General features: G+C 70.8%; 24 protein-coding genes. 14 read left to right on the forward strand and 10 right to left on the reverse strand.

What is annotated here, in order from left to right; genetic code table 11:
* Window positions 1–78 precede the first annotated feature (78 nt).
* The 3 genes from ACPPVT_RS07325 to ACPPVT_RS07335 all read left to right on the forward strand — a co-directional run bounded on the left by ACPPVT_RS07325 (window position 79) and on the right by ACPPVT_RS07335 (window position 4619).
* The gene (locus ACPPVT_RS07325) at window positions 79–1053 is read left to right on the forward strand and encodes a hypothetical protein (protein ID WP_426566347.1); all 975 of its coding nucleotides are present in this window, start codon (window positions 79–81) and stop codon (window positions 1051–1053) included.
* A 308-nt stretch (window positions 1054–1361) separates the two neighbouring features.
* Window positions 1362–2246, forward strand: coding sequence for a DUF4393 domain-containing protein (locus ACPPVT_RS07330; RefSeq protein ID WP_426566348.1), 885 nt, complete (start codon window positions 1362–1364; stop codon window positions 2244–2246).
* A 702-nt stretch (window positions 2247–2948) separates the two neighbouring features.
* On the forward strand, window positions 2949–4619 hold the full coding sequence (locus tag ACPPVT_RS07335; RefSeq protein ID WP_426566349.1) for a hypothetical protein: 1671 nt from the start codon (window positions 2949–2951) through the stop codon (window positions 4617–4619).
* A 62-nt stretch (window positions 4620–4681) separates the two neighbouring features.
* On the opposite strand, the gene ACPPVT_RS07340 is transcribed toward ACPPVT_RS07335, so the two are convergent.
* Together ACPPVT_RS07340 and ACPPVT_RS07345 are read right to left on the reverse strand one after the other, a co-directional pair.
* Window positions 4682–7645 (reverse strand): BTAD domain-containing putative transcriptional regulator, encoded by a 2964-nt coding sequence (locus ACPPVT_RS07340; protein WP_426566350.1) that lies wholly within the window; start codon window positions 7643–7645, stop codon window positions 4682–4684.
* Window positions 7646–8252: 607 nt separating this feature from the next.
* Entirely contained in the window at window positions 8253–9518 is a 1266-nt protein-coding gene (locus tag ACPPVT_RS07345) for an ATP-binding protein (RefSeq protein WP_426566351.1), read from the reverse strand.
* Between the two features lie 225 nt (window positions 9519–9743).
* On the opposite strand from ACPPVT_RS07345, the gene ACPPVT_RS07350 reads away from it, so the two are divergent.
* The 11 genes from ACPPVT_RS07350 (at window position 9744) to ACPPVT_RS07400 (ending at window position 18623) form a co-directional block, all read left to right on the forward strand.
* Window positions 9744–10700: a GGDEF domain-containing protein gene (locus ACPPVT_RS07350; protein WP_426566352.1), complete on the forward strand. Its 957-nt coding sequence runs from the start codon at window positions 9744–9746 to the stop codon at window positions 10698–10700.
* Between the two features lie 274 nt (window positions 10701–10974).
* Window positions 10975–13860: a leucine--tRNA ligase gene (leuS, locus tag ACPPVT_RS07355; RefSeq protein ID WP_426566353.1), complete on the forward strand. Its 2886-nt coding sequence runs from the start codon at window positions 10975–10977 to the stop codon at window positions 13858–13860.
* A gap of 4 nt (window positions 13861–13864) precedes the next feature.
* A complete protein-coding gene (locus ACPPVT_RS07360) occupies window positions 13865–14707 on the forward strand; it encodes a DegV family protein (RefSeq protein WP_426566354.1) in 843 nt (280 codons plus the stop codon).
* Window positions 14704–15318 (forward strand): glycerol-3-phosphate acyltransferase, encoded by a 615-nt coding sequence (locus ACPPVT_RS07365; protein WP_426566355.1) that lies wholly within the window; start codon window positions 14704–14706, stop codon window positions 15316–15318. Before ACPPVT_RS07360 ends, ACPPVT_RS07365 begins: the two co-directional genes overlap by 4 nt.
* Window positions 15319–15424: 106 nt before the next feature.
* Window positions 15425–16210 (forward strand): ComEA family DNA-binding protein, encoded by a 786-nt coding sequence (locus ACPPVT_RS07370; RefSeq protein WP_426566356.1) that lies wholly within the window; start codon window positions 15425–15427, stop codon window positions 16208–16210.
* Window positions 16207–17160 (forward strand): hypothetical protein, encoded by a 954-nt coding sequence (locus tag ACPPVT_RS07375; protein ID WP_426566357.1) that lies wholly within the window; start codon window positions 16207–16209, stop codon window positions 17158–17160. The genes ACPPVT_RS07370 and ACPPVT_RS07375 overlap by 4 nt, the downstream gene beginning before the upstream one ends.
* A 33-nt stretch (window positions 17161–17193) precedes the next feature.
* Window positions 17194–17478 carry a hypothetical protein gene (locus ACPPVT_RS07380; protein WP_426566358.1) on the forward strand — a complete coding sequence of 95 codons (285 nt, stop codon included), beginning with the start codon at window positions 17194–17196 and terminating at the stop codon, window positions 17476–17478.
* A 5-nt stretch (window positions 17479–17483) separates the two neighbouring features.
* On the forward strand, window positions 17484–17684 hold the full coding sequence (locus ACPPVT_RS07385) for a hypothetical protein (RefSeq protein ID WP_426566359.1): 201 nt from the start codon (window positions 17484–17486) through the stop codon (window positions 17682–17684).
* Window positions 17681–17953 (forward strand): hypothetical protein, encoded by a 273-nt coding sequence (locus ACPPVT_RS07390; protein ID WP_426566360.1) that lies wholly within the window; start codon window positions 17681–17683, stop codon window positions 17951–17953. Before ACPPVT_RS07385 ends, ACPPVT_RS07390 begins: the two co-directional genes overlap by 4 nt.
* Window positions 17950–18279, forward strand: coding sequence for a DUF6221 family protein (locus ACPPVT_RS07395; RefSeq protein WP_426566361.1), 330 nt, complete (start codon window positions 17950–17952; stop codon window positions 18277–18279). Before ACPPVT_RS07390 ends, ACPPVT_RS07395 begins: the two co-directional genes overlap by 4 nt.
* Window positions 18279–18623, forward strand: coding sequence for a hypothetical protein (locus tag ACPPVT_RS07400; protein WP_426566362.1), 345 nt, complete (start codon window positions 18279–18281; stop codon window positions 18621–18623). The genes ACPPVT_RS07395 and ACPPVT_RS07400 overlap by 1 nt, the downstream gene beginning before the upstream one ends.
* Window positions 18624–18723: 100 nt before the next feature.
* On the opposite strand, the gene ACPPVT_RS07405 is transcribed toward ACPPVT_RS07400, so the two are convergent.
* Genes ACPPVT_RS07405 through ACPPVT_RS07440 form a run of 8 tightly spaced genes read right to left on the reverse strand, consistent with a single transcriptional unit; the run spans window position 18724 to window position 23950 of the window.
* The gene (locus ACPPVT_RS07405) at window positions 18724–19575 is read right to left on the reverse strand and encodes a hypothetical protein (RefSeq protein WP_426566363.1); all 852 of its coding nucleotides are present in this window, start codon (window positions 19573–19575) and stop codon (window positions 18724–18726) included.
* A gap of 1 nt (window position 19576) precedes the next feature.
* On the reverse strand, window positions 19577–19858 hold the full coding sequence (locus ACPPVT_RS07410; protein WP_426566364.1) for a hypothetical protein: 282 nt from the start codon (window positions 19856–19858) through the stop codon (window positions 19577–19579).
* 36 nt (window positions 19859–19894) lie between these two features.
* The gene (locus tag ACPPVT_RS07415; protein WP_426566365.1) at window positions 19895–20197 is read right to left on the reverse strand and encodes a hypothetical protein; all 303 of its coding nucleotides are present in this window, start codon (window positions 20195–20197) and stop codon (window positions 19895–19897) included.
* Complete coding sequence (locus tag ACPPVT_RS07420) at window positions 20194–21069, reverse strand: hypothetical protein (protein ID WP_426566366.1); 876 nt, start codon at window positions 21067–21069, stop codon at window positions 20194–20196. Before ACPPVT_RS07420 ends, ACPPVT_RS07415 begins: the two co-directional genes overlap by 4 nt.
* Before the next feature lie 11 nt (window positions 21070–21080).
* The gene (locus ACPPVT_RS07425; RefSeq protein WP_426566367.1) at window positions 21081–21452 is read right to left on the reverse strand and encodes a hypothetical protein; all 372 of its coding nucleotides are present in this window, start codon (window positions 21450–21452) and stop codon (window positions 21081–21083) included.
* The gene (locus ACPPVT_RS07430) at window positions 21449–21892 is read right to left on the reverse strand and encodes a hypothetical protein (protein ID WP_426566368.1); all 444 of its coding nucleotides are present in this window, start codon (window positions 21890–21892) and stop codon (window positions 21449–21451) included. The genes ACPPVT_RS07425 and ACPPVT_RS07430 overlap by 4 nt, the downstream gene beginning before the upstream one ends.
* Window positions 21892–23391, reverse strand: a complete 1500-nt coding sequence (locus ACPPVT_RS07435; RefSeq protein WP_426566369.1) for a hypothetical protein — start codon at window positions 23389–23391, stop codon at window positions 21892–21894. The genes ACPPVT_RS07430 and ACPPVT_RS07435 overlap by 1 nt, the downstream gene beginning before the upstream one ends.
* A 4-nt stretch (window positions 23392–23395) precedes the next feature.
* Window positions 23396–23950, reverse strand: coding sequence for a hypothetical protein (locus tag ACPPVT_RS07440; RefSeq protein WP_426566370.1), 555 nt, complete (start codon window positions 23948–23950; stop codon window positions 23396–23398).
* Window positions 23951–23967: the final 17 nt, after the last annotated feature.

The raw sequence follows: 23967 nt of genomic DNA on the forward strand, positions 1-23967 counted from the left end.
GAACCTCGATGCGCCGCAACGCCTTCCGCGCCGTGTGCCACCATCGGGGATGCTGGGGACCCGAACTGGAGGATGCTGATGGGGGAGTTCGCCGGGCTCATCGAGAAGTTGAGCGACGAGACGCTGGACGGCCTCGACGCCGACATCATGGGCGTGCACAACCTCCGCAACGTTGTCGCCCTGCTCCGGCTCGTGCGCAGGGATCTGGAGGCGGGCGAGTCCCTGAGCCCTGACGAGATCACCCAGGGCGTTCGCGGCGAGATCCTGAGCGCCAACTTCGCCAACCAGATCGACGAGTTGGTCAACGGCATGACGCAGTACGGGGAGCAGACGCCGAACCCCCTCGACCAGCGCGCGGCGTTCCAGCGGCAGGCCGAGAACCTGCGAAACCAGGTCATCGAGCGCCTGAGGCCGATCGTGCGGACCGACGAGGCCGAGATGCGGCAGGTCCTCGCCAGCGCGGCGGCGATGCTCGTGAGCCTCCACCAGGACCAGGAGGAGTTGGCGAAGCAGCGGACTGCCCTCGCGCAGAACAGCGCGGCGACGGCCTCCGAGGACCTCGCGGGCTTCTACAAGGCCCAGGCGCAGGGGCACGCAACGTCAGCGCGGACGTTCCTCGTGGCGGGGGCCGTCGCCGCCATCGTGCTCACGGCCCTGACGGTCATCTTCCTGTTCGTGGCCCCGCCCGACTATACGGCCACCGACACGTCGGAGCAGTGGATCGAGGTCGCCCGGAACACGGTCGGTCGCCTTGCGCTGCTCTCGATCGCGGGCTTCGCCGTCGCGTTCTGCGCGAGGAACTACCGGGTCAACATGCACCTGGAGGTCCTCAACAAGCGCCGGGAGAACGCGCTGAACACGTTCGGGCTCATGCAGGCGGCCGTCGTCAGCGACGCCGCGCGGGACGTCGTCGTGGCCGAGTTGGTGCGCGCGGTGTTCACCAGCGAGGAGACCGGCTACCTGGGCGCGGACACCGAGCGGACAGTCATCGAGCAGCCCGGCGGCGCGGGGATGCTCTCGGCCGTGTCAGCGATGGCGCGCGGCTCGTCCTAGCACTGCTGCGACACATCGTGTTTCGGCATCCGCCCTCGTGGCCGGCCTTGAGGACTCATCCCGCACAGCGGCTGGTCGACCACGAGGGGGGTTAGACGATGAGGCCCTATGCAACGTGTTGTGCGCTGCCCCTCGGTCCCTGCATTCCCATGCGACCGAAGAAGCCACCATGCCCCGCAGCCAAGACCCTGACGGCCACCTGTCGCTCGACACCCGGCTGGAACACCGCCCCAGCTGGTGAACTGTCCGCGCGGGATCCGACGGCTCACTCACCGCACTGTAGGGCTCGGTCTAGCTAGGCTCGCCGCATGAGCGGATTGGAGCCGATAGCAGTGGCGGGCGGTGTCGCCAAGGCGGCGGCCAAGGCCGAGCGGGGAGACTCGGAGGACCGGAAAGCCTTGCGCGAGTTGGCCAAGGTGTCGGGCACGCTCGACCCGGCGGCGCGCGCCTACGCCAAGCGCCTGGCGGTCAAGGAGCAGATCCGGATGAAGATCTGGCAGCCGCTCGGCATGCTGTTCGGCATTTCGCGCGACTACTTCGAAAACGACTTCGCGGACGACTTGGCGGATCGGGTGGCACAGATCCCCGAGGAGGACCTGATCACGCCGCGTCTCTCCGTAGCAGGCCCGACGGTGCAAGGCATCGCTTTCACCGTCGACGAGCCGGAACTCCGAGCCATGTACCTGAACCTGCTCGCCGCGGCCTCTGACGCCCGCCGGGCGAGCACCGCTCACCCCTCCTTCGCCGAGATCATCCGCCAGCTGAGCCCCGAAGAGGCAGTCCTGCTGAAGCCCGTTCTCCTGCAGTCGATTCACGGCATTGTCGAACTGCGGTCGAACGTCGCCACCCAAGCCGACCCGGCCCTACAGGGGTACACCTCCGAGGCGACGCACGTCATGAACTGGCGGGTTGACGGTCAGGCCGCCTTCGTGCCCGAGCGTGCGCTGCAGATCGTGAACTGGGTACGCCTCGGGCTCGTGGTCGTGGACTACTCCACGAGCTTGACCGACGAATCGCACTACGGGTGGGTCGAGACCAATCCCCGGGTGCTCCAGTTGCGCGCGGCCTTGGACACCGACGAGTTCAAACGCGTGGACGTCCAGCGGGGGATCCTTGAGGTCACCGCCTTTGGTCGGGCTTTCCAGGCCGTGGTGATGTCGTCCGCCGACGCGCAGCCTGACGCGGAGTCCTGACGAGGCGTGCCCCCTAGACGCTCGGTTGCTGCAACATGCTGCAGATCGCGAGTGTCTACGGGGCTGCCCACGGCGGTCACGCGCTCCAGACGACCTCCACCCTGTCCGGAGTCCAGGGCGGCGCGCCGCGACGCTCGGCCCTGCCCACGACGACGGCCCCGACCAGGCCGTCCACGACGGCCAGACAGACCCACGTACTCGTGGCTCCACCGGCCGCGCGTTTCGTCGACGGACGCGTCCATTGCACCGGGTAGGGGCGGCAGGACTCACACCGCTTGTACGGGTGCGAGGGGGTGTCCGTGCGCCGGCGGCGGGCGGAACGGGTGACGAGGCTGTGGCCCGGGCCACCGGAGGGGCGTGCGGGGGGGGGGTCTTACTGGGGGTTCATCACCACGAACGACCACGAACCTGCCGGGACAACGGGGGACCGCCGATCTGATCGCACAGACGACCGGACGAGGGGCGGCTGCGCATGGCATGGAAGGGGTCAGGGGTTCGAGTCCCCTCAGCTCCACCCAGGATTCTGAGCACGAGATCGGCCCTCACTGCATAGCGCGGTGGGGGCCGATTCGCATCAGGGGGTACCGAAGATGCCGTCCATGGCCACCGCCCCGTCGTCGATCAGGCCCCTAGCACGTGGGCCGAACCAGGCGGATACTCACGACGTACGCACTGAGGACGACAGTCCCTGGAGGTTCCCCCATGAGCCAGGCCCGCGCCACCCGGACCGTCCTGATCGCAGTCGCAGCCCTCGCGCTCGCGACCGTCGGGGCCGCCCCCGCTGTCGCCGTCGGGGCACGGAGCAGCGGTGCATCCGCTGCGAGGGCCGACAGCCAGTCCGGCGCGCCGGCGCTGGCTCGCCGGGTCGCCACAGACATCCAGCCGGGCGCCGGGTCGGCAAGGGTCTCGGGAACGGGGTCGACGCGGCCGCACGGGGTTCGCCATGCTTCGGCCGCATCGTCGTCGGTCGCGCCCCGCGCGACAGCGCCGGGGGTCGCGACCGACCCGTCGTCGCTGTTGTCGAGCTTCAACGGGACGAGTAGCCGGGACAGCGAGTTCACGAACTTCAACCTGCGGTTCGAGCCGCCGGACCAGGGGCTGTGTGCCGGCGCCGGGTTCATCATCGAGCCCGTCAACTCGGCCTACCGGATCTACAACACCGCCGGCCAGACCCTGCGCGGCCCTTTCAACGTGAACGAGCTCTTCAACGAGGGCGGCAAGGAGTTCACCAGCGACCCGCGCTGCTGGTACGACCCGTCGGCGCACGCCTGGTTCGCGACCATCCTGTTCCTCAACGACACGTTCACCGAGGGTCGGCTGGACATCGCGGTCAACCCGTCGGACGACCCCACCGGCCTATGGACCGAGTACCAGATCGACACGACGTTCGACGGCCGTGACGGCGAGCCGAACCTGCCGGGCTGCCCGTGCTTCGGTGACCAGCCGCGGATCGGTATCGACCAGACCAACCTCTACATCACCACCGACGAGTTCTCGATCAACGGTCCGCAGTTCTACGGCGGGCAGATCTACGCCATCGACAAGTCGGACCTCGTCGCCGGCGCTGCGACCGCGCACTTCGTCCGGTTCGGGAACCTCCACCTTGGCGGTGCGCTGTCCGGCGCACCGCAGCCCGCGCTGTCCATCGGCACGCCGAACGCCGAGTACTTCCTCAGCCAGCTCGACCCGCAGGGCGCGGGGGACAACCGGATCGGCGTCTGGGCGATGACGAACCGAGGCCGGGTCGGCACGGGCGGTTCGCCCACACTCAGCAAGCTGACGATCGGCTCGCTGCCGTACGTCACCCCGGCTCGGGCGAAGCAACGGGGATCCACGAGCACGCTGGACGCCGGTGACGACCGGATGCAGCAGGCGTCCTTCGTGAACGGCTCGTTGTGGGGCGAGCTGGGCACCGGTCTCAGTGTGTTGGGCGCCCCTGCCAACCGAGCCGGCGCGGCCTGGTTCCAGGTGAGGCCGAGGCTGTCAGGGAACGTGCTCAGCGGCGCGAGCATCGTGCGTCAGGGTTACCTGGTCAACCCGAGCGGCGCACTGCTCTACCCGGCGATCCAGCCGGACGCGGCGGGCAACGCGGCCATGGTGTTCACCCTCACTGGCGCGAACCGTTTCCCCAGCGTCGGCTACTCCGTGCTGAAGGCGGGCGAGACCGCCTTCTCGACGCCGCGGGTCGCTGCGGCCGGGACGGGGCCGTACGACCCGGCTGCGACGCGCTGGGGCGACTACTCGTTCGCCGTCCCGGACCCCGGCTCGGACTCGGCGTGGCTCGCGTCCGAGTACATTCCGCCGGTGTCCAGCCAGACGACGACTCGTACTCGGAACTGGGGCACCCGGGTGATCCACGTCAAGCTGGGGTAGCTCGTAGCGCTCAGCAGGTGCGGGGCGCCTAAGCGCCTCAGCGTTCGGCAGCTCGACGTCGATCAGCTCGACCTTGGACCCAGCGGTGGATCCTGTTCCGCCGTCAGCAGGGCCCTGGCGGACAGGTACTCCTTGGTCTCGAGGCTCTCCAAGGACTCGAATGCGGCAACCGCGGCCCGGGCGTGCTGCAGCGCCGACGCGCCGTCCCCGGTGGCCTGCTCGGCCTGCGCGAGCCAAGAGAGCAGGCAGGCGCGGTCGTACGGCAGCAAAGCGTCGCCAAAGCGATCGAGGGCCCGACGGGCATACTCGCCGACCCGGGCGGGGTCCACGTCCATCAGAGTCTTCGCCGCGCAATCGGCCGCAAAGCGGGCGACTTCGAACGCAGCGTAGTAGCCACCGGAGCCCGCGCGCTCCGCGACCTCGAATGCCTGCTCGAGGTCCCGGTCGGCGAGCTCGACCTGGCCGGTGGCCCAGTGGGCCCGGAACATCATGTCGTAGCAGTACGAGCGCAAGGAGTCATCACCTAGCTCGGTGGCCAGTGCCAGCGCTTCGTCGAGCACGGCGAGCGCCTCGTCATGCTGACCGACGTCGACCAAGAACTCGCCGAGGTTCAGCCTCGTGCGGACCCGGAGCGGCGCGAAGCCGGCCCGGGCGGCGGCAGCATCGGCCCGGCGCGCCACTTTGGCGCCCTGCTGGGGGTCATCGAGCCGGTCATACAGGACTGCCAGGTTGTTCAGCAGCGCGGCCTCGGCCAAGTGCTCACCGGCCTTGGCGGCGGCTGCTGCCCCGGTGTGATGGCTGATCTCGTGGGCCCGGTTCTCGCCCAGGTTGGCCAACTCAAAGTAACCGATGAGGCCCATCGGGATCTGCCAGGCCGCCGGGTGGCCGCGGTCGGCGGCGACCTGGACGCAGGCCATCAGGTCGTCCAGGGACCGGCTGAACCAGGCAGTTGCTGCGTCGGCATCGCCGAGTCCGAGCTGCTCGGCGCTCTGACCCGGTGCGGCCATACCCTCGCGCAGCGGCGTGCCCAGGGCCACCCGCCCGGCGCTGGAGGCCGCGGCGTACCAGGCCAGCACCCGGTCCACCGCCGCGCCGAGCACTGCCGGGCTGTCCTGCAGGTCGGCTTGTGCGCGTGCGTGCTGGCGCACCAGGTCGTGCATCCGGTGCTGCACGCCGTCCGGCTCGAGCATGTGCCGGGCCGCCAGGGCGCGCAGCAGCCGGTGCGCCTGGTCCGGCGGGGCGTCCAGCAGCCGGGCCGCCGAGTGCTGGTCGAAGTGGACCGTCGGGCCCGCGCCGAGCAACCGGTAGAGCGCGGCTGCCCGCGGGTCGGCGGCGGACAGCCGCTGGTAGGACCAGAACAGCACCTCACCCATCATCATCGCCGGATCCTCGGCGGTGCCCAACCGATCCAGCAGGCGGTCACCGGCCCGGGAGAGCTGACCGCAGACCTCGTCCAGTCCGAGCGTGCCGTCGTCGTGCTCGAGGACCTGCTCGGCCGCGATCCGCAGGGCCAGCGGCCAGCGGCTGCACAGCTCGATCAGCTGGCCGACCTGCTCCGGTTGCCCGGCCACCAGCTCGGCGCCGAGCAGGTGCGACATCAGCTGGACGCATTCGGCGTCGGCCATCGGGCGGACATCCAGCCGGCGGGCGCCCTCGCGAGCCACCAGGCCGGCCATCCGGTGCCGGCTGGTGACCAGCACCGCGCAGCCCGCCGCCCCGGGCAGCAGATCCTGCACCACCTGCCCCGAGGGTGCGTCGTCCAGGAACAGCAGGATCCGGCGCTCGGCGAGCACGGTGCGGAGCATCGCGCTCTGATCGGCCGCCGCCGCGGGCATGTCCTCGTCCAGGACGCCCAGCGCCCGCAGGAAGCCCGGCAGCACGTCCGCGGCGACCAGCGCCGGGTGTGCCGGGTCGAAGCCGCGCAGACTGGCGTACAGCTGACCGTCGGGATAGCCGGCCGCCACCAGGTGCGCCGCCCGCAGACCCAGGCTGGTCTTGCCGATCCCGCCCGGACCATGCAGCACCACCACCCGCGGACGCGCCCGGCCCTTCGCTGCGCCCACGTCCTGAGCCTGCGCCGCGTCCTGAGCCTGCGCCGCGTCTGCGTCCTGGTCCTGGGTCAGCCAGCCGACCAGCTGCGTGGTCTCGCCGTGACGGCCGATGAAGTCCCGCGAGGTCGCCGGCAGCTGCGCCGGCTTCGGCACCGGCTTGGCCACCCGCTTGTCCACCCTGTCCGGCGGCCGTTCTGGGTCGCCACCACGCAGCACCTTCTCGTGCGCGGTACGCAGACCTGGCCCCGGGTCCAGCCCCAGCTCCTCGCGCAGCGCGCGCCGGACCCGGTCGAACTCCGCCAACGCCTCCGGCCGCCGACCCAGCTGGTGCAGCGCGATGATCAGCAGCTCGCTGAACCGTTCGTTCAGCGGGTCGTTGGCCGCCTCGGACCGCAACGACGACAACGCCTCCACCGCCCGGGACAGCTCGATCAACAGCTCGACCCTCGCCGCCACCAGCTGGGTGCGCAGGCTCTCCAGCTCCGCCCGGGCCAGGTCCGCGGCCACCCCCTCGACGTCGGACAGCGGCGAACCAGTCCAGAACGACAGGGCCGCCTCCGCGCCCGCCAACGCCTCCTCCGCTGGAGTGTCCCGGCGCTGCACATACGCGGCCAGCTGCCGGACCCGCAGCAGATCGCACTCGCCCTCGCCCAGGCTGAGCCGATACCCGTCACCGACTCGCTCCAGACGGTCCGGCCCCAGCAGCCGGCGCAGTGACCACACCAGGGTGTGCAGGCTGTGGCTGACCGTCGAGGGCGGCTGCTCACCCCACAAGAAATCCACCAGGACCGACCGGGACAGCGCCAGGCCGGCGTTGATCGCCAACACCGCCAACAAGCTGCGCTGCAGGCGAGGACCCGCCGGCACCGCCGCCCCGCACACCGACAGCGTCACCGGACCCAGCAGCCGCACCTGCAGATCCGGCTCACCGGCATCCTCGCGAACGACCGAACCCTCACTCGCCGTCGCACCCACGGGCTCGCTCCCAGCTGGCGCAGCCACGCCCAGAAGAGTTGGATGCCCAGACCCCCACCATAGTCCGCCCAGGCAGGCTGCATCAGAGCCGATCCCACGTCGTGGCGGCCTCACCGATGCGAGGGCCGCCGAGCAGTTGGCGCCCAGGGTCCGCTCGTCCCGTCAGGTCAACCGGATCCGCGAAGTCGTCCGCGACGGGTCAGCCGCGCGGTAGCGCGAGCACGTGCAGCAGCCCGACCAGCGTCCCCGAGTTCTGCACCTGCCCTACTCGAGCTCGACGTAGTCCTTCACGACGACACAGCCTTGCTCGCTGGCGGCGTGCGCGCGCAGTCGGTGCTCCTGGGCGTCGAGGCTGTACGGCTAGTTGCCGTCGTCGGTGGAGGCCCGACGCAGAGCGCGACCCGGACGGCCCGGTCCTCGGGTTTGAGCTTCGCGCCTGGCGCAGAGGACGGATTCAGGCGAGGCGACATGGTGAGTGTTCCTTCAGGCGGCGCGACGGCGCGCGGCCGGACGGATGGTGTCACCGTGCTCCGACACGTGCCCGGCCATCGGCCCCAACCCGGGCAACCCCGGCAACTGGCGCTGATCCATTCGAGTGATTCTGCGGCTAGGGCTGCCAGAGGCGGTCAAGGGGCATCACGTGCAGCCGGTCCTCGTAGGTGTAGCTGCGCTCTCCGAGGTAGAGGGCCACGCCGGCGAGGAACGCCTCGCCGGTGGCCTCGCGCAGCTTTCGGAGCCCGCGCAGGTCGCCGCCGGGCACTCGGCCAGCGGTCTTGACCTCGAAGGCCACCAGCGCGCCGTCGTCGCGCTCGACCACCAGGTCGACCTCGTCGTGGTCACGGGTGCGCCAGTGCCCGGTGCCGGCCATGTCGTCCAGCCAGGACGCTTGCCGCAGGAGCTCGCCGACGGCGAAGGTCTCCAGCAGATGTCCGAGCTCGGTCAGTGCTGTCGGGTCCCGCCGGGCGAGCTTGGCGGGGGTGAGGCGAAGCAGCCGCGCTGCGACGCCGGAGTCCGTCACGTGGATCTTTGGTGTGGCGGTGGATCGGGCGGTCAGGGTGCTACCCCACGCCGGCAGCCGAGACACCAGGAACACCGCCTCCAGCAAACGGACGTAGGAGTCGCCGGTGCGTTCGTCGAGCCCGATGTCCGAGGCGGCGTTGGCGATGTTGAGCACCTGTGCGGTCTGCCCGGCAAGCTTGCCGAGTAGGCGTGGCAACATCGCGGCCTGTCTGACGTGACTGAGCTCCCTGACGTCGCGCTCAAGGGTGAGCCGGACGTAGTCATCGAACCACCGGTTCCGCGCACCGGCGCCACGGGCGAGCGCCATCGGGAAGCCCCCGGCGACCATCCGATCGATGTAGGCCTCTCGCGTCGTGTGCGACGGCGGTCCCGCCACGGCCGCCTCGGGATCGGCGAACAGGTCAGCGAGCAAGTGCTCGTGGACGCCGGAGATCTCCCCTTGGGACAGCGGGTGGACCGTCATCCTGTGCAACCGGCCGGTCAGGGCCTGAGCGGCCGCCGGCAGGGCGTCGTGCCGAGTCGACCCGGTGAGCAGGAAACGGCCGGCAGAGCCGTCGCGGTTAAGCTCCGCCTTGACGGCGTCAAGCACCAGGGGTGCCTTCTGGTATTCGTCGACGCAGACGGGGGCGGACCCGGCCACGAACGTTGCAGGATCTGCCGCGACCGCGTCGCGGGTGGCCAGGTCGTCCAGGTCCAGGACGTCGACCCCGCGCGCAGCGGCCACCTTCCTGAGGAGGGTCGACTTTCCCACCGAACGGGGTCCCTCGAGCAGGATGACCGGCTCGTCGGCCATGCGGGCTTCAACGAGCGGGGTGATGCGGCGGGCAACCATGCCATGCAACGGTGCGGACACGCTGCGAGGGTATCAGGAACTGCGGATTTGGAGCCGAGTGAACTGCGGATTTGGAGGCGAATGAACTGCGGATTTGGAGCAGGTCATCTAGGACCAGTTCCAGCACAACCGGAACCCGTTCGTCGACCACCCCGAGTGGGTTGCGTCGATCTTCGGCTGATCCGGGACGCTCCTGGACAACTCGGCAGGCTCAAGATGGCGGGCCGGTGTGACGAAGATTGCCTCGTGAGCGAACCGATGGCCCGGGGGCAGGACGCCGCAGCGACACCGCTGTGGGTGTTCGACGTGGCCGCCCTCGTGATTTCGATGATCGGTGCCGTCCTGGTCGTCCTCACGCAGAGCCCGGACTGGACCACCCTGTGCCTGCTAGGCCTGGGTACCGCCACCCTGGGTTCCGCACGCCGGGTCTGGCTGGTCCTCGCGCTGTGCAGCGCCGGCGCCAGCCTGCTGGTCGGCACGGCCCTGCACGTGGTGCGCACCCCAACCTGGACCGGCGACGAGATCATTGCCTGGACCCGATCGCTGCTCGTGCTCGCCGCAGCCGGCGCCGCGGCCGTGATCGTGCACGGCCGGCTGTGGGGGTCACGGCGCGAGGTCGAGCGTGCCCTGCTCTTCGCACAGGACGCGACGGTGCACGACCCGCTGACCGGACTCGCCAACCGCAAGGGCCTGGCCATGCTCGGTGCGCAGATCCTAGAGACCGCCCGTCGCCGCGGCGACGCCGTCTACTGCATGTTCCTGGACGTCGACGGGCTGGCCAGGGTGAACACCGACCTCGGGCACGCCGCCGGCGACGAGGTGCTGCTGACCGTCTCCGAGGCGCTGACCAGCTCGACCCGCGCGACCGACGCGGTAGCCCGCTGGGGTGACGACGAGTTCGTGGTCGTCGGCCCAGGCACCGGTCTGGCCCCGCTCGAGATGGAGCGGCGGGTACGCGCCCGCTGCCTGGAGAACTCCCCCGTGCCCCGCGAGAAGTGGGCTGCCCGGATCAGCGCCGGTGGCGCAGTCCTGGAGCCCTGGGACGACGGCGACGTGGACACCCTGCTGCGTCAGGCGGACCGCGAGATGCACCTGCGTCGAGCCCTTCGTCGCGAGGCCGCGGCGCCCGCGTACCAGCCGGTCCGGCTCGACCCGAGCCCGAACCCGCCCGACCTGCGCCGCCCGCACGGCTGGGCTGACTAGCCTGCCGGTGTAACCGGTCACCTGCTCGTCCTCGGTGCGATGGACGCCGCCGCCACGGCCGGCGAGCGCACTGCGCTAACCTGAACAGGTGCGAGCCGTCTTGCTCCTTAGCCGGCCGCGCTGACCTCGAGAACGGGTGCGACCCCGCCGGGCCCCGCACGATTCCGCGTCAGCGCGGCAGACCCCTCCTGCGCAGGGCTACCTGCGGCCCAGGGGTCTTTTCGTGTCCGACCGACACGACCGCGGCCTGCACCCTGACGACGACAGGACCATCATGAGCGACACGATCGACAGCGCCGGGACCGAGAGCGTGGGCGACACCCCGCCGTACCGGTACGGCGCGCAGCTGGCCGGCCGGATCGAGCTGGCCTGGCAGGACCACTGGGAGAGCGAGGGCACGTTCAGCGCGCCCAACCCGGCCGGCCCGTGGGCCGACCCCGCTGGCGTCGGAGGGCGCGAGAAGCTGTTTGTGCTGGACATGTTCCCCTACCCCTCGGGCGCCGGGCTGCACGTCGGGCACCCGCTGGGCTACATCGCGACCGACGTCTACGGCCGCTACCAGCGGATGTGCGGGCGCAACGTGCTGCACGCGCTGGGCTACGACGCGTTCGGCCTGCCGGCAGAGCAGTACGCCGTGCAGACCGGGCAGCACCCGCGCAAGACCACCGAGGACAACATCGTCACGATGCGCCGCCAGCTGCGTCGGCTGGGCCTGGCGCACGACTCGCGCCGTTCGATCGCGACGACGGACCCGGACTTCGTGCGCTGGACGCAGTGGATGTTCCTGCGGATCTGGGACGCCTGGTACGACGAGGACGCCGTAGCCGGGCGTGGGCAGGCTCGGCCGATCGCCGACCTGGCCGCGCAGTTCGCCGACGGCACCCGGCCGCTGCCGGACGGAGGCGCCTGGGCCGACCTGTCCGCGGGCGAGCAGCGCGACGTCCTGGACGGCTACCGGCTGGCCTACGTGTCCGAGGCGCCGGTGAACTGGTGCCCCGGCCTGGGCACAGTGCTGTCCAACGAGGAGGTCACCAACGACGGGCGCAGCGAGCGGGGCAACTTCCCAGTGTTCAAGCGCAGCCTGCGGCAGTGGATGATGCGGATCAGCGCGTACTCCGACCGGCTCACGGACGACCTGGACCGGCTGGACTGGCCGGAACCGGTGAAGCTGATGCAGCGCAACTGGATCGGCCGCAGCCACGGTGCACGAGTGCGGTTCCCGCTTTCCGACGGCGCGGACGTCGAGGTGTTCACCACCCGCCCGGACACGCTGTTCGGCGCGACGTTCATGGTGCTGGCCCCCGAGCACCCGCTGGTCGACCAGGTCGCTCCGGCCACCTGGCCCGACGGCACGAAGGACGCCTGGATCGCCGACGCGAGCGACCCGGCGTCCGCCGTGGCCGCCTACCGGCGCCAGGCCGAGCTGAAGTCCGACCTGGAACGGCAGACCGAGGGCCGGGAGAAGACCGGCGTGTTCACCGGTGCGTTCGCGACGAACCCGGTCAACGGCGAGCAGATCCCGGTGTTCGTCGCTGACTACGTGCTGATGGGCTACGGCACCGGCGCGATCATGGCGGTGCCCGGCCAGGACGAGCGCGACTGGGAGTTCGCCACCCGGTTCGAGCTGCCGATCGTGCGCACCGTGCAGCCACCGGAGGGTTGGGAGGGCGAGGCGTTCACCGGTGAGGGTCCAGCGGTCAACTCGGCCAACGCCGAGGTCAGCCTGGACGGCCTGGGTGTCGTCGAGGCCAAGGCGCGGATCATCGACTGGCTGCAGGACAAGGGCTTCGGCGACGGCGCCATCACCTACAAGCTGCGCGACTGGCTGTTCAGCCGACAGCGCTACTGGGGTGAGCCGTTCCCCGTCGTGTTCGACGAGGAGGGCCGGGTGCATGCCGTGCCCGACGACCAGCTGCCGGTCACGCTGCCGGACGTGCCGGACTACTCGCCGCGCACCTTCGCCCCGGATGACGCCGACTCCGACCCCGAGCCGCCGCTGGGGCGGGTACCCGAGTGGGTTGCGGTCGAGATGGACCTGGGTGACGGGCCGCGCCAGTACACCCGCGAGACGAACACCATGCCGAACTGGGCCGGGTCGTGCTGGTACTTCCTGCGCTACCTGGACCCGGCCAACCAGGACACGTTCTGCGACAAGGAGAACGAGGCCTACTGGATGGGTCCGCGCGGCGAGCGCTCGCCCGGCGTCCCCGACCCAGGTGGGGTCGACCTGTACGTCGGCGGGGTCGAGCATGCGGTGCTGCACCTGCTGTACGCCCGCTTCTGGCACAAGGTGATGCACGACCTGGGCTACGTGACCAGCGAGGAGCCGTTCCGTCGCTACTTCGGCCAGGGGATGATCCAGGCCTTCGCCTACCGGGACATCCGAGGCCAGGTCGTCCCGGCCGACGAGGTCGTCGAGGACGAAGGGGCCTGGTCGTGGCAGGGCGAGGAGGTGTCCCGAGAGCACGGCAAGATGGGCAAGTCCCTGAAGAACGTCGTGACACCGGACGAGATGTACTCGGGCTACGGCGCCGACACGTTCCGCGTCTACGAGATGTCGATGGGCCCGCTGGACGTCTCCCGGCCATGGGAGACGCGGGCCGTGGTTGGCTCGCTGCGCTTCCTGCAGCGCCTGTGGCGCAACGTGGTCGACGAGCAGACCGGCGTGCTGACGGTGGTCGACGACCCGGCCGACGATGCGTTGCGCCGGGTGCTGCACCGGACCATCGACGCGGTCGGTCGGGACTACGACGGGCTGCGCTTCAACACGGCCGTGGCCAAGATGATCGAGCTGAACAACCACCTGACCCGGCTGGCCGCCGTGCCGCGCGAGCTGGCCGAGCCGCTGGTGCTGATGACCGCACCGCTGGCACCACACATCGCCGAGGAGCTGTGGCACCGGCTGGGTCACGACGGTTCGCTGGCCTACGAACCCTTCCCGCAGGCCGACCCGGAGCTGCTGGTCGAGGACACGGTGACCTGTGTGGTCCAGGTGCAGGGCAAGGTGCGTGACCGGCTGGAGGTGCCACCCGGCATCGCCGAGGCCGACCTGCGCGAGCTGGCGCTGGCCAGCGAGAAGGTCGCCGCGGCTCTGGACGGTCGCGGCGTGCGGACGGTCGTCGTCCGGGCGCCCAAGCTGGTCAACGTGGTGCCGGAGTAGCGATATGGCGGTCGCCGTCGTCACGGACTCCACCGCGAGCCTGAGCCCGCTGGACGCCACCGCGGCCGGCGTCCAGGTCGTGCCGTTGCAGGTGGTCGTCGGTGGCACCGCGTACGAGGAGGGCGTCGAGATCACCTCGGCGCAGGTGGCGACGGCGCTGCGGGCCGGGACGGCGCTGTCCACGTCTCGGCCCAGCCCCCAGCTGTTCCTGGACGCCTACACCGCGGCTGCCGAGGCCGGCGCGGACTCGGTGGTGTCGCTGCACATCTCGGCCGCGCTGTCCGGCACCTACGAGTCCGCACTGCTGGCGGCGCGGGACTCGCCGATCCCGGCGCACGTGGTCGACTCGCGGTCGATGGGCATGGGGCTGGGCTTCCTGGTGCTGCAGGCCGCCCGCTCCGCGGCCGACGGCGCGGACGTGCAGGCCGTGGCGCAGGCGGCTCGCGCGCGGGCCCGCGGGTCGCGCGCCTACTTCTTCGTGGGCACCCTCGAGCACTTGCGTCGCGGCGGTCGGATCGGGCCGGCCGCGGCGTTCGTCGGGTCGGCCCTGGCGATCAAGCCGCTGCTGGTGCTGGACGACGGGATCATCTCCCCGCTGGAGAAGGTGCGGACGTCCTCGCGCGCGCTCGCCCGGCTGGCCGACCTCGCGGTCACCGAGGTGGGTGATCGCGCGGCCGAGGTGGCGGTGCACCACCTGGATGCCGCGGAGCGGGCGACCGCGCTGGCTGACGGGTTGCGCGCCCGGTTGCCCAAGGTGGCGAACATTCAGGTCAGCGACGTGGGTGCCGTGATCGGGACCCACGTGGGTCCGGGGATGGTGGCGGTCGTGGTGGTTCCCGGGCCATGAACGACGGGCAGTGGTGGCAGCTGGTGCTGCTGGTGCTGGGCGCCTATCTTCTGGGTGCGGTCAGCCCGGCCGCGGTGCTGGCGCGCCGGCGCGGGATCGACCTGCGGCACAGCGGCTCCGGCAACCCCGGCGCGACCAATGTCGCCCGCGCCATGGGGCGCCGCTCGGGGATCACCGTCGGTGTACTGGACGTGCTCAAGGGAACGCTGCCTACCCTGCTCGGGCTCATGGTGCTGGGCCGGCCCTGGGTCTACGTGGTGGCGGTGGCCTGCGTGCTCGGGCACGTCACCTCGCCATACCTGCGCGGCCGCGGCGGCAAGGGTGTGGCCACCTCGCTCGGCGTGCTGATCGCGGCCGCGTGGCTGTGGGTCGCCGCTGTCGCGGTGGTGTTCGTAGTGGTCGTCGCGGTGACCAGGTGGGTCGCCGGTGCCTCGGTGGCGGCGGCGCTGGCGCTGGTGCCGGTATGCCTTTTCCTCGGACCCGTGTGGGGCGTGCCGCCCGACCTGTGGTCGCGGTTGTTCGGGTTGTCGTTGGTGCTCGTCGTGCTGGGGCGGCACCGGACGAACCTGCTCCTGCGCTGGATGGCGCGCAAGGCGGGCGCAGGTACCTGAGGACAGTCGTCAAGATGCACCGTCCACTGGACGGCGGTTCGTCCCAGTGTCCACAGGTGCACGCCGCGATCTCCGTCGGCGCACTGGGAATGCCTAGTGTCGCAACGTGATCGAAGAACCGATGAGGTCCGGCTCCGGCCGTGGTCAGCCGCCGCGGCGCACTCTGCGCGGACGATGCGACGACGTGCTGGTCGACGTCGCCGCGCGCACCGGGGTCAGTCCGCGGGCGGTGGTCTCGCTGGTCGTCCTCGCGGCACTGGTTATCGGCCTGCTGACGTTGCGGCTGACCCTGGCTCGCTCGCGCGCCGAGCCGACCCCGATCGCCGCGTTGCCCGCCCTGGCGAGCGGGCCGGCGTCACCGGCCGCACCCGCGGCGTCGACTGCACCGTCGGCGAGCGGGGCGAGTGCGACGGCGGTTGCGTCGCCCACCCCGACGGCGGCGCAGGTAGTGGTGCACGTCGTCGGGCAGGTGCGCCATGCCGGCGTGGTGCGGCTCCCGTCCGGCTCGCGGGTGCAGGATGCGGTGGCCGCTGCCGGTGGTGCGCGGACGGGGGCGGACCTGTCCGCGGTGAACCTGGCCCGGCTGCTGGTGGACGGCGAGCAGGTGGTCGTACCTAAGCCCGGGCAGGTGGTCGCGGGGCCCGCGAGTCCGCTCGGCGGGTCCACCGGCGGGGGCTCGGCCGCGGCCGTGCTTCCCGCTGGCCCGGTGGACCTCAACTCGGCCAACGAGGGGCAGCTCGACGCATTGCCCGGGGTAGGTCAGGTGTTGGCCGGGCGGATCCTCGACTGGCGCGCCCAGCACGGCCGGTTCAGCTCGGTCGACGAGCTGAGCGAGGTCAGCGGGATCGGTGAGAAGATGCTCGAGCGGCTCCGGCCACTGGTGCGCGTGTGAGGACGGGCGCCGATGCCGAGCCTGCGGAGCCGGTCGACCTCCGGCTCCTGGTGCCGGCGCTGGCCGCCTGGGCGTGCGGCGCGGCTGCGCTGGCGTTGAGCGGCGCCGTCCGGGTCGGGTTCGGTGTCGCGATGCTGGCCGGCGCCGCGGCGCTGGTGCTGGCCGCCGGACGACGCGCCCGGCGTCCCGTGCGGCACGCCCGCCACCAGGCAGGTCCCGGCCTGGCCGGGGCGGCAATGGTCGCGGTCTCCTGCGGGCTCGTGCTCGTGGCATCCGGTGTCCAGTCCTGGACTCGTGAGATCGGCGTGCGCGAGCTCGCTGCGCAAGGCGCTGCGGTGCTGCTGGACGGTGTGGTGGTCAGCGACCCGCGGACCATCGCGCCCACCGGTCGCGCCGATCCGGAGGTGCTGCTGCGGGTGTCCGTGCGGACGGTGCAGGGCAGGGGTGAGCGCCGGGTCGTGCGTTCGCAGGTGCTGGTGTTCGCCGATCCCAGCTGGGCGCGAGTGCGCTGGGGAGACGGGGTGAGCGTTCGCGGCCGGCTTGCTCCGGCCGCTCGGGCGGACGACGTGGTCGCCACCCTGTCGGCCCGTGGGCCACCGCAGGTGACCGCGCGGGCCGGGGCGTTGGACCGAGCGACCGAGCGCATCCGAGCCGGGCTGCGGCGGGCGGCTGCACCGCTGCCGGCCGACCCCCGCGGACTGCTTCCCGGTCTCGTCGTCGGCGACACCTCCCAGCAGCCGGCGGACCTGGCCATCGCCATGCGAGCGACCGGGCTCACCCACCTGTCGGCGGTCAGTGGGACGAACGCGCGGGTTCAAGATGTGTGGCAGACCTACAGCCAGACACCAGCAGGGGGACGCAATGAGCTTCACACGACGGTGGCTCGACCGGATGACCGAATGGCTGAACCGGGAGCCGATCGACCTGGACTCGATGGACGGGCGACGTGAGCCCGACGACGAGCAGCACCGACGGGCAGCGTGATGGACGGGTTCGGCAATGCGCTGCCGTTCTCGCCGATCTCCCACGAAATGTGCGAGGTCAAGTTCAGCGCAGGCTCTGACGCGACCTACACGGCGACCCCGCTGCGGCTGGTCTGGCAGGAGAACTACCGGTCCGCGGCCATCGCCCTCGTCTACGGCGCGGAGGAGAGGGCTAAGCGGCTCGCTCGGGTCGGCCTGGACATGGAGGACGCGTACCTGTCTCGTTGGGGTGCCGAGTCCCGGCTCCGTCGGGCGGCCGCCGAGGATTCGCTGATGGGAGGATGACGGGCATGAAGATCGAGCAGCACAACGCGAGGACGGACCGGTTCGATGCGGCCATCGCGAAGCGTCTGGGCTTGGACCCGAGCCAAGTGGTGGCGGGCAGTATGCACGGAGACTATGGCTCGGAGACGGTCACCGTCCGCTGGGAGGGCTACGCGGTCTTGTCCCGGGGCGAGTTCGACGCGGTCCGCTGCGAGGCCGAGGCATGACAAAGATCGAGTATCCGGGCGGCGACGAGAACACGCGCCTGCTCAAGATCGGGCCTGCGGAAGCGCCGACCGTGTCGACCGTCCATCCGGACGGCTGGGTATCGACCATCCACCAGGGCGGCTGGGTGGAACTGGACGGTCATGGCGGTGCCAGGGTTTGCCTCGACGTGGACCCGGACGATCTCGCGGACGGCGACGAGATCACGCTGCGCGTCGTCAAGCGCCCGGTCAAGCTGGATGACTCCCTCCGCTGGAGGGTCTGGCCATGACCACGGACACGCTCGCGGAGTTCCTGCTCGCTCGGATTGACGAGACGGAGCGGATGCTCTCGGTCAGCGTCGACCATGCCGAGTTCCTAGGTAGCCGGTTGATCGACGGGCGCGAACTCGTCCGGGCTGACGGCGAGGCGAAGCGGCGGATCGTGGCCGAGTTGGAGACCTTTGAGGCGATCCAGTGCGCGGCCGCCGACCGGGATACCCCACTGCCCCAGGCGCTCACCGCTGCGGGGATCGTAGAGGGCTTGCGCCGCGCAGTGAGGCACCTCACCGTGGCCTACGCAGGCCACCCGGATTTTCAGGAGGAGTGGCGGCCGTGATGCCCGAGATCATCGAGGAGCCGTTCGAGGGTGGCGGCAGCCCGGCATCGGGGAAGTGGTGGAGGTGGAGCGGGCTTCCCAACGTCGAGCAGCGGAATGCGTCGACGTCGCGGGTCGACGCCTGGGACCGACTACCGAGAGGACAGTCGGACATGAGTGCGGACCTGACGCCGCTCGAGCGTTTGCAGGTCGGGTTCATCCGTTCTGCGGAGAGCCAAAGTACGGCCTCGATGGACGACCGCGAGTGCCTCTTGATGTACGGGCCGAGTTCGCTGCCTTTCGTGGCCGCGATGGTCGACCTGATTCAGACTGAGGTTGCGCGTCAGCAGGCCGAGCGCGCCTGACCTCCTAGACCTGCGTTCCGGTTCCCCCCGGACCCCCCACCGGGACGCAGAAAACGCCGCCCTCCCCGAGATGGGGAGGGCGGCGTTCGTCGTGCGGGCGTCAGCGTGAGCCGAGGACAGTCCACAGCGGGTCGGTCGGTGCGGGCAGGTAGGTCGAGTTCCCGGGCCAGTAGATGAACTCCCGGAACCCGTGCGCGGCGGCGTAGTCCAGGACCGAGGCCATGAACGTCGCTCGCCCGGGCAAGCCTGTGTTGGTGCCGACGCCGCACTCGTACACGGCGGGTGGCTTACCCCACTCGGTGGCCCCGGCGATGATCGGGTCCAGCAGCTCGCCCGGGGAGTTCCCGGACGGACCGTTCTTGGCGTAGGTGTCGGCGCCGAACCGGTCCACGACGTCAGGCTCGGCCACCCAGTCCCGCCAGTCCACGACGCCGGCGGTGTTGCCCCGCAGCGTCGCGGCCATCGGAGCGCACGAGAACAAGCATCCGTTCGCGCGGACGATCGCGGAGACCTGACGGCAGGAGGCGCGGTACTGCACCCCACGAGGGTCGCCGGGCATCTCCACGGGGGACGCTTCGGCGTGGAACGTGACGATCGTGCCGGCGGGGGCCTCGGCGGTGAACGTCGCCAGGTTCGCCAGGTTCGCAGCCGAGACACGACCGTTCGAGTCGCCCTTGAAGTCCACCGAGACGACCGCGCCCGCCGCATACCCGTAGCCGTAGTGCGCGGAAAGCGTGGGGCCCTCGAAGACGCGGACGAGGGTCGGGGTCCGGCCGAGGCGGGATGCCAGGGTTGCGAACCCGGCCGCGGTCGGCCCGCCGAGCTCGGGGGGCTGGGATGTGCCGACGAGCAGGGTCGCCGGGTTGGTGAAGTTGAGCTGGACCGGCTTCGGCGCGGAGCGGTGGCCTGCCTTGTCGATCGCGACGACCTGCCAGGTCTCGGACCTGGTCACGTCAGCCGACGAACGTGATGATGCCGTTGGGCTGCACGTTGACGACGGTCGGGGAGCCGGCCGGGCCGGTGACCTCGTAGGTGATGGGGTCGGTCCAGACGAGCTGCAGGGACTGCTTGGCGCCGCGCACGCCGGAGAGTACGTTCACCGGGACGACGTCGAAGGTTTCGGTTCGGGCGTCCACGTCGTGCGCGACGACCTGCACGGAGACGACGGTGCCGACGTTGGCGGTGATCGGTCCGGCGGGCGTGATCGAGTCGATGACGGGCGGGGTGTTGGGCATGATGGGGTCCTCCGGGTCGGGGGTGTGGTTGGTTGGTCAGGCGTCGGGTTCGTCGAGGTGCGCAAGTGCGGTGACGACCGGGGCGTGCTGCGCGTCTGGGTCGGGCTTGGTCCGCTCGGCGTCGGAGGTTCGCGGGGCCAGGTAGCCCAGCGCGAAGGAGACGGCCGCGAAGATCGCCGCGACGACCACGGCCGGGACGGCGGCGACCGCGATGTCCTCGTGGCCGCGGTCGAGGGGGACGTGGGTGATGAGGACGCCGAGGCCCCAGACGATCAGGCCGGCGACGATGGCGCCGCCACCGGACGCGGCGACGACCTTGACCTCGGGGCGCTTGTTCATGCTTCGTCGCCCTGCACGATGCGGAGGTCGGCCAGAGCTGCGTCGACCTTGCTGGACACGAGGGCTTCGATCGCTGCGGGGTCGGCGCCGACCGAGGTCGCGAGCGCGGCGACGGCCGCCGAGAGCGCGGCAAGCTGTGGCTCGAGGCGCTTGACGGTCGCGCGGGTGCGCCCGGTGGCCAGGCCGAAGGGCTCGGTTGTGGAGCCGACCTGTACGGACTTGCCGAGCAGCTCGGAGACTGCCAGGTCGGCGATGTCCTTCTTGTCTGCGTCAGTAACCACTTCGTCCTCCTGGTTGCCGCCGGCGGCGGCGATCATCCGATCCCAGGGGAAGGCGCCTGGGTCGCCGTGGTCGTTCTCGGGGACGTGCTGGTGACCCAGCCATCCGGAGTAGGTGTCGAAGTGCGGACCGGAGAACCGGCGCGGGTTGGATTCGCCGAACGAGTCGGGGTACGCCTGGAACGACGGCGCGGCGATCGGGATGTGCAGCGCGTCCGAGGCGGGCTTGATGACCTTGCGGTAGAGGTCCGCGAGGACGGCGTCGTCGGCGTCCGGCCAGTAGTAGCCGGGGCCGCCCTTTGCACAGGTCCCGATGAGCTCGAACTGCAGGACGTAGTCGCGGTTCGTCTGGACGCCGCCGGGGGCGTTGCGCAGCGCCCGCGCGGCCCGGCTGAACGGCGTGTGTTGGCGGACGTCCACGCCCTTGCCGGGGGTTGGCAGGACGGTGGCGTGGGGTGCCTTCGCGCCGTCGTCGTAGGACGGCCAGCCGGAGCCCTCGGTGGTGTGCAGGCAGCCCTTCGGGTCGGTCCGCTGGGTCCAGTCGCCGGCGTCGACGGGGTAGGGGTGTCGGGATGCGGCGGGGAGCCAGTCCATGTGAGCGCCTCCTAGGCGGGTGACGGCATCGAGGTCGGTGGCAGGAGTGGCGGTGGCGGCGGGAGGTGGCCGCCGAGGTCGGCGACGATGCGGACGGCCGCCTGGTCCCAGCGCTGGTGGGCGCGGGCCAGCCGCTCGAGCTGGTCCATGCGAGCCTCGACGGCACCGAGGCGCTCCTCGGCCTTGTCCGCCTTGTCGATGGCCGCCTGCATCTGCGCGAGCGCGGCGTTCGACAGGACGACGGCGCCGTCGGTGTCCTGGTGGCGAACCTCGGCGCCGAGCTTCTTCCGGTCGGGTCCGAGGCGCAGCAGCGCGGCGGCCGCGGTGACGAGTGCGGTGGCCGCGATCAGGAGTGCGGTGGCGCCCTGCCAGGACCCGTTCACGGGTGCCGCTCAAGGTCTTCGATGGTCCAGTGCAGCCACTTCGTGATCCGCCGCTGTCGCCGGTAGCAGGCGAAGCCGTAGGCGAGTGTCAGCGTGGCCGCGAACAGCGACTGCAGCCCGAAGACGGTCAGTGCCGCGATCGCGTACACCGCGCACGAGCCGGCCAGCCCGCGGCGGCCTGCGCGCTCGAGGAGGACGCCCGTCGAGGGGTTGGGCCAGCAGATGCTCCCGAACGTCAGGCCGCCGAACGCGATGAGCGACAGCGCCCACCCGATCGTCAGGACGCGCGACAGGAGCGTGTCGACTGAGCCGGCGACCTGGCCCGTGGCCAGCTGGCTGACGCCGGACACCGCGACGAGCGCGGACAGGAAGATGGCGTCCTCGGCGCGACGGTCGAGCCGCGGATCGCCCGGGTGCAGGAGGATCGGCTCGCCCGCCATCACTTCACCGTCACGTAGGAGTTCTTCGCCGCGACGACGATCTCGACCTCGGAACTGTCGGCGACGACGGCCTTGAGGCGGTACGAGCCGGGCTCGAACCGGCCATTGACCATGAGGGCGACGCGGACGATGTTGTCGTCGACCTGCTCGCTGTCGTCTGGGGCATACCATCCACTGCCGGTCACGTCCGGTGTCGGCCCGAGGCTGGGGACCAGAGTCACCTTGATCTGGTCGGCGGTGATGGGCTTGCCGTTGATCTCGGTGACTCTGGCCCACCGGTAGACGTGGACGCCGGCGCTGACCTCGATGGTGCTCACGGGGGCCTCCTCGACGATGGCGCTATAGCGGGACGGCTCGACCTCTGCCACGTACCGGTCCGGCTCGACGACGGCCGCATAGCGGTCGGGCTCGACCTCGATCAGCAAGGTCACGTCGCGGGGCGCGATGAACCTGACGGCCCAAGCGGTGCTGCGGGTGGCAGGCAGGACGGTCCGCAGGGTGTCCCAGAACGTTGAGCGCTCGATCGCGGCCAGCCTCTGCAGGACGTCCCAGATGGTGATGCGGCTGCTGGTGGCGTCCTGGCGGGTTTCCCAGTCGGTCGTGCGGGTCGCTGCACCCACGGTCGCGCGGACGGTCCAGGCAGTGACCCGGGATGCGGTGGCCAGCGCCCGGGTCGCCCAGGGTGTGGCCCTGGTAGCCGCAGCTACTGCAGCCAGCGTGGCCCAGATGCTGACGCGGGTCGCCGAAACTAGGGCGTTGGTGGCCCACGATGTCAGCCGGGTGGCTGCGGCCACGATCGCGGCCGTGGTCCAGGTGGTCGAGCGAGTGGACGCCGCCGGGGTGGTCAGCGTGTCCCAGGTCGTCAATCGGGTCGACGACGACCCGATTGGCACGATCAGGTTCTCCGGGCCGGGCGTCGCGCTGTCGTTCAGGACGATGGAGTCCAGGTACCCCGACCATGTGATCGACGCCTGCGCGCCGGCGCGGAAGGCGTTCCAGGCTGCGTTCGGTGCCGCACCGGTGAGGGTGTCGAGCAGGAACGCGGCGTTGCCCGAGTAGATGCGCAGCGCCTGCGTGGCGCCGGTGACGTCGTGCTCGCAGTAGTACTGGGTGGCGTTGGTCAGGTTGAAGTTGGTGGTGTCCACGGCCGTGGCCGCGTTCATGATCGACAGCGCGCCCGTGGTGTTGGCACGGACCGTGGCCCGGTTGTTGTTGCCCGTGGTGTCCCGGAACCCGATGAAGATCATGTTCGCCGACGGTGGCGCGTCCTGCTGGTAGTAGAACCGGTAGAACCCCGTCGTCGCCGAGCTCAGGGTGGCTTGCCCGTACCCGAACTGCGCGGCGTAGACGCAACGCATCGACTGGCCCAGGCCAGCGAGCAGCACGGTGGCGCTGAACGTCGGGACCGTCGCCCCGTTGGCGGTGAAGACGGAGTTCCCGATGCCGATGGCCGTGCCAGGGGACGCTCCGCCGAAGTCCTCCCGCAGCAGCTGCGTCATGGGCTCAGAGCGAGCCGGTGTCGCCGGTCACCGCGAGGGTCACGCCGTCTGCAGACAGCGCGGCGGAGTTCGCGGCGGTGCGACGGATCCAGATGGCGCGGCAGTGGCCGGCGGGGATGGTGCCCAGCGCGATGCCCGTGCCAGCGGTGGTCGGCGAGGAGTACGTCAGGCCGGTCACCGATCCACCGGGCGCGGTCTCGCTGGTGCCGGTCAGTGCCTGCGCGGACGAGCTGCTGATGATCGACTCGGCAGTGGAGTCGACCGCGATCGCGATGCCCGCGCCGCCGGACACCTCGGCGGACAGGTACGCAACGGCGTTCTGCAGCGGGTTGGCCGCGTTGGAGTTGTGCACGAAGATGCACCGGTAGTCCACGGTGCTCGCGGCGTTCTCGGCGCCACTGATGTCGTCGAACAGGTCGTTGGCCGAGCCGCCCGTCCAGGCGGTCGTCGACATGTACGTGCCGAGCGAGCCAGCAGCCGTTCCGGCCGTGGAGTTGCCGGCCGAGCCGGTCTTCACGCTGTACTTGAACAGGATCTCGCCGGTGGTGATCGCGGTCATCGGTTGCTCCCGTGCGT

The organism is Angustibacter sp. McL0619, assembly GCF_049994355.1.
In the GTDB taxonomy this organism is placed as follows: Bacteria; Actinomycetota; Actinomycetes; order Actinomycetales; family Angustibacteraceae; genus Angustibacter.

What these genes read in the sequence shown, in the direction of transcription:
- ACPPVT_RS07325 (WP_426566347.1), top strand. Translation starts at nt 79, where the DNA reads ATGGGGGAGTTCGCCGGGCTCATCGAGAAGTTGAGCGACGAGACGCTG.
- ACPPVT_RS07330 (WP_426566348.1), top strand. Translation starts at nt 1,362, where the DNA reads ATGAGCGGATTGGAGCCGATAGCAGTGGCGGGCGGTGTCGCCAAGGCG.
- ACPPVT_RS07335 (WP_426566349.1), top strand. Translation starts at nt 2,949, where the DNA reads ATGAGCCAGGCCCGCGCCACCCGGACCGTCCTGATCGCAGTCGCAGCC.
- leuS (WP_426566353.1), top strand. Translation starts at nt 10,975, where the DNA reads ATGAGCGACACGATCGACAGCGCCGGGACCGAGAGCGTGGGCGACACC.
- ACPPVT_RS07360 (WP_426566354.1), top strand. Translation starts at nt 13,865, where the DNA reads ATGGCGGTCGCCGTCGTCACGGACTCCACCGCGAGCCTGAGCCCGCTG.
- ACPPVT_RS07365 (WP_426566355.1), top strand. Translation starts at nt 14,704, where the DNA reads ATGAACGACGGGCAGTGGTGGCAGCTGGTGCTGCTGGTGCTGGGCGCC.
- ACPPVT_RS07380 (WP_426566358.1), top strand. Translation starts at nt 17,194, where the DNA reads ATGGACGGGTTCGGCAATGCGCTGCCGTTCTCGCCGATCTCCCACGAA.
- ACPPVT_RS07385 (WP_426566359.1), top strand. Translation starts at nt 17,484, where the DNA reads ATGAAGATCGAGCAGCACAACGCGAGGACGGACCGGTTCGATGCGGCC.
- ACPPVT_RS07390 (WP_426566360.1), top strand. Translation starts at nt 17,681, where the DNA reads ATGACAAAGATCGAGTATCCGGGCGGCGACGAGAACACGCGCCTGCTC.
- ACPPVT_RS07395 (WP_426566361.1), top strand. Translation starts at nt 17,950, where the DNA reads ATGACCACGGACACGCTCGCGGAGTTCCTGCTCGCTCGGATTGACGAG.
- ACPPVT_RS07400 (WP_426566362.1), top strand. Translation starts at nt 18,279, where the DNA reads ATGCCCGAGATCATCGAGGAGCCGTTCGAGGGTGGCGGCAGCCCGGCA.
- ACPPVT_RS07410 (WP_426566364.1), bottom strand. Translation starts at nt 19,858, where the DNA reads ATGCCCAACACCCCGCCCGTCATCGACTCGATCACGCCCGCCGGACCG.
- ACPPVT_RS07415 (WP_426566365.1), bottom strand. Translation starts at nt 20,197, where the DNA reads ATGAACAAGCGCCCCGAGGTCAAGGTCGTCGCCGCGTCCGGTGGCGGC.
- ACPPVT_RS07420 (WP_426566366.1), bottom strand. Translation starts at nt 21,069, where the DNA reads ATGGACTGGCTCCCCGCCGCATCCCGACACCCCTACCCCGTCGACGCC.
- ACPPVT_RS07430 (WP_426566368.1), bottom strand. Translation starts at nt 21,892, where the DNA reads ATGGCGGGCGAGCCGATCCTCCTGCACCCGGGCGATCCGCGGCTCGAC.
- ACPPVT_RS07435 (WP_426566369.1), bottom strand. Translation starts at nt 23,391, where the DNA reads ATGACGCAGCTGCTGCGGGAGGACTTCGGCGGAGCGTCCCCTGGCACG.
- ACPPVT_RS07440 (WP_426566370.1), bottom strand. Translation starts at nt 23,950, where the DNA reads ATGACCGCGATCACCACCGGCGAGATCCTGTTCAAGTACAGCGTGAAG.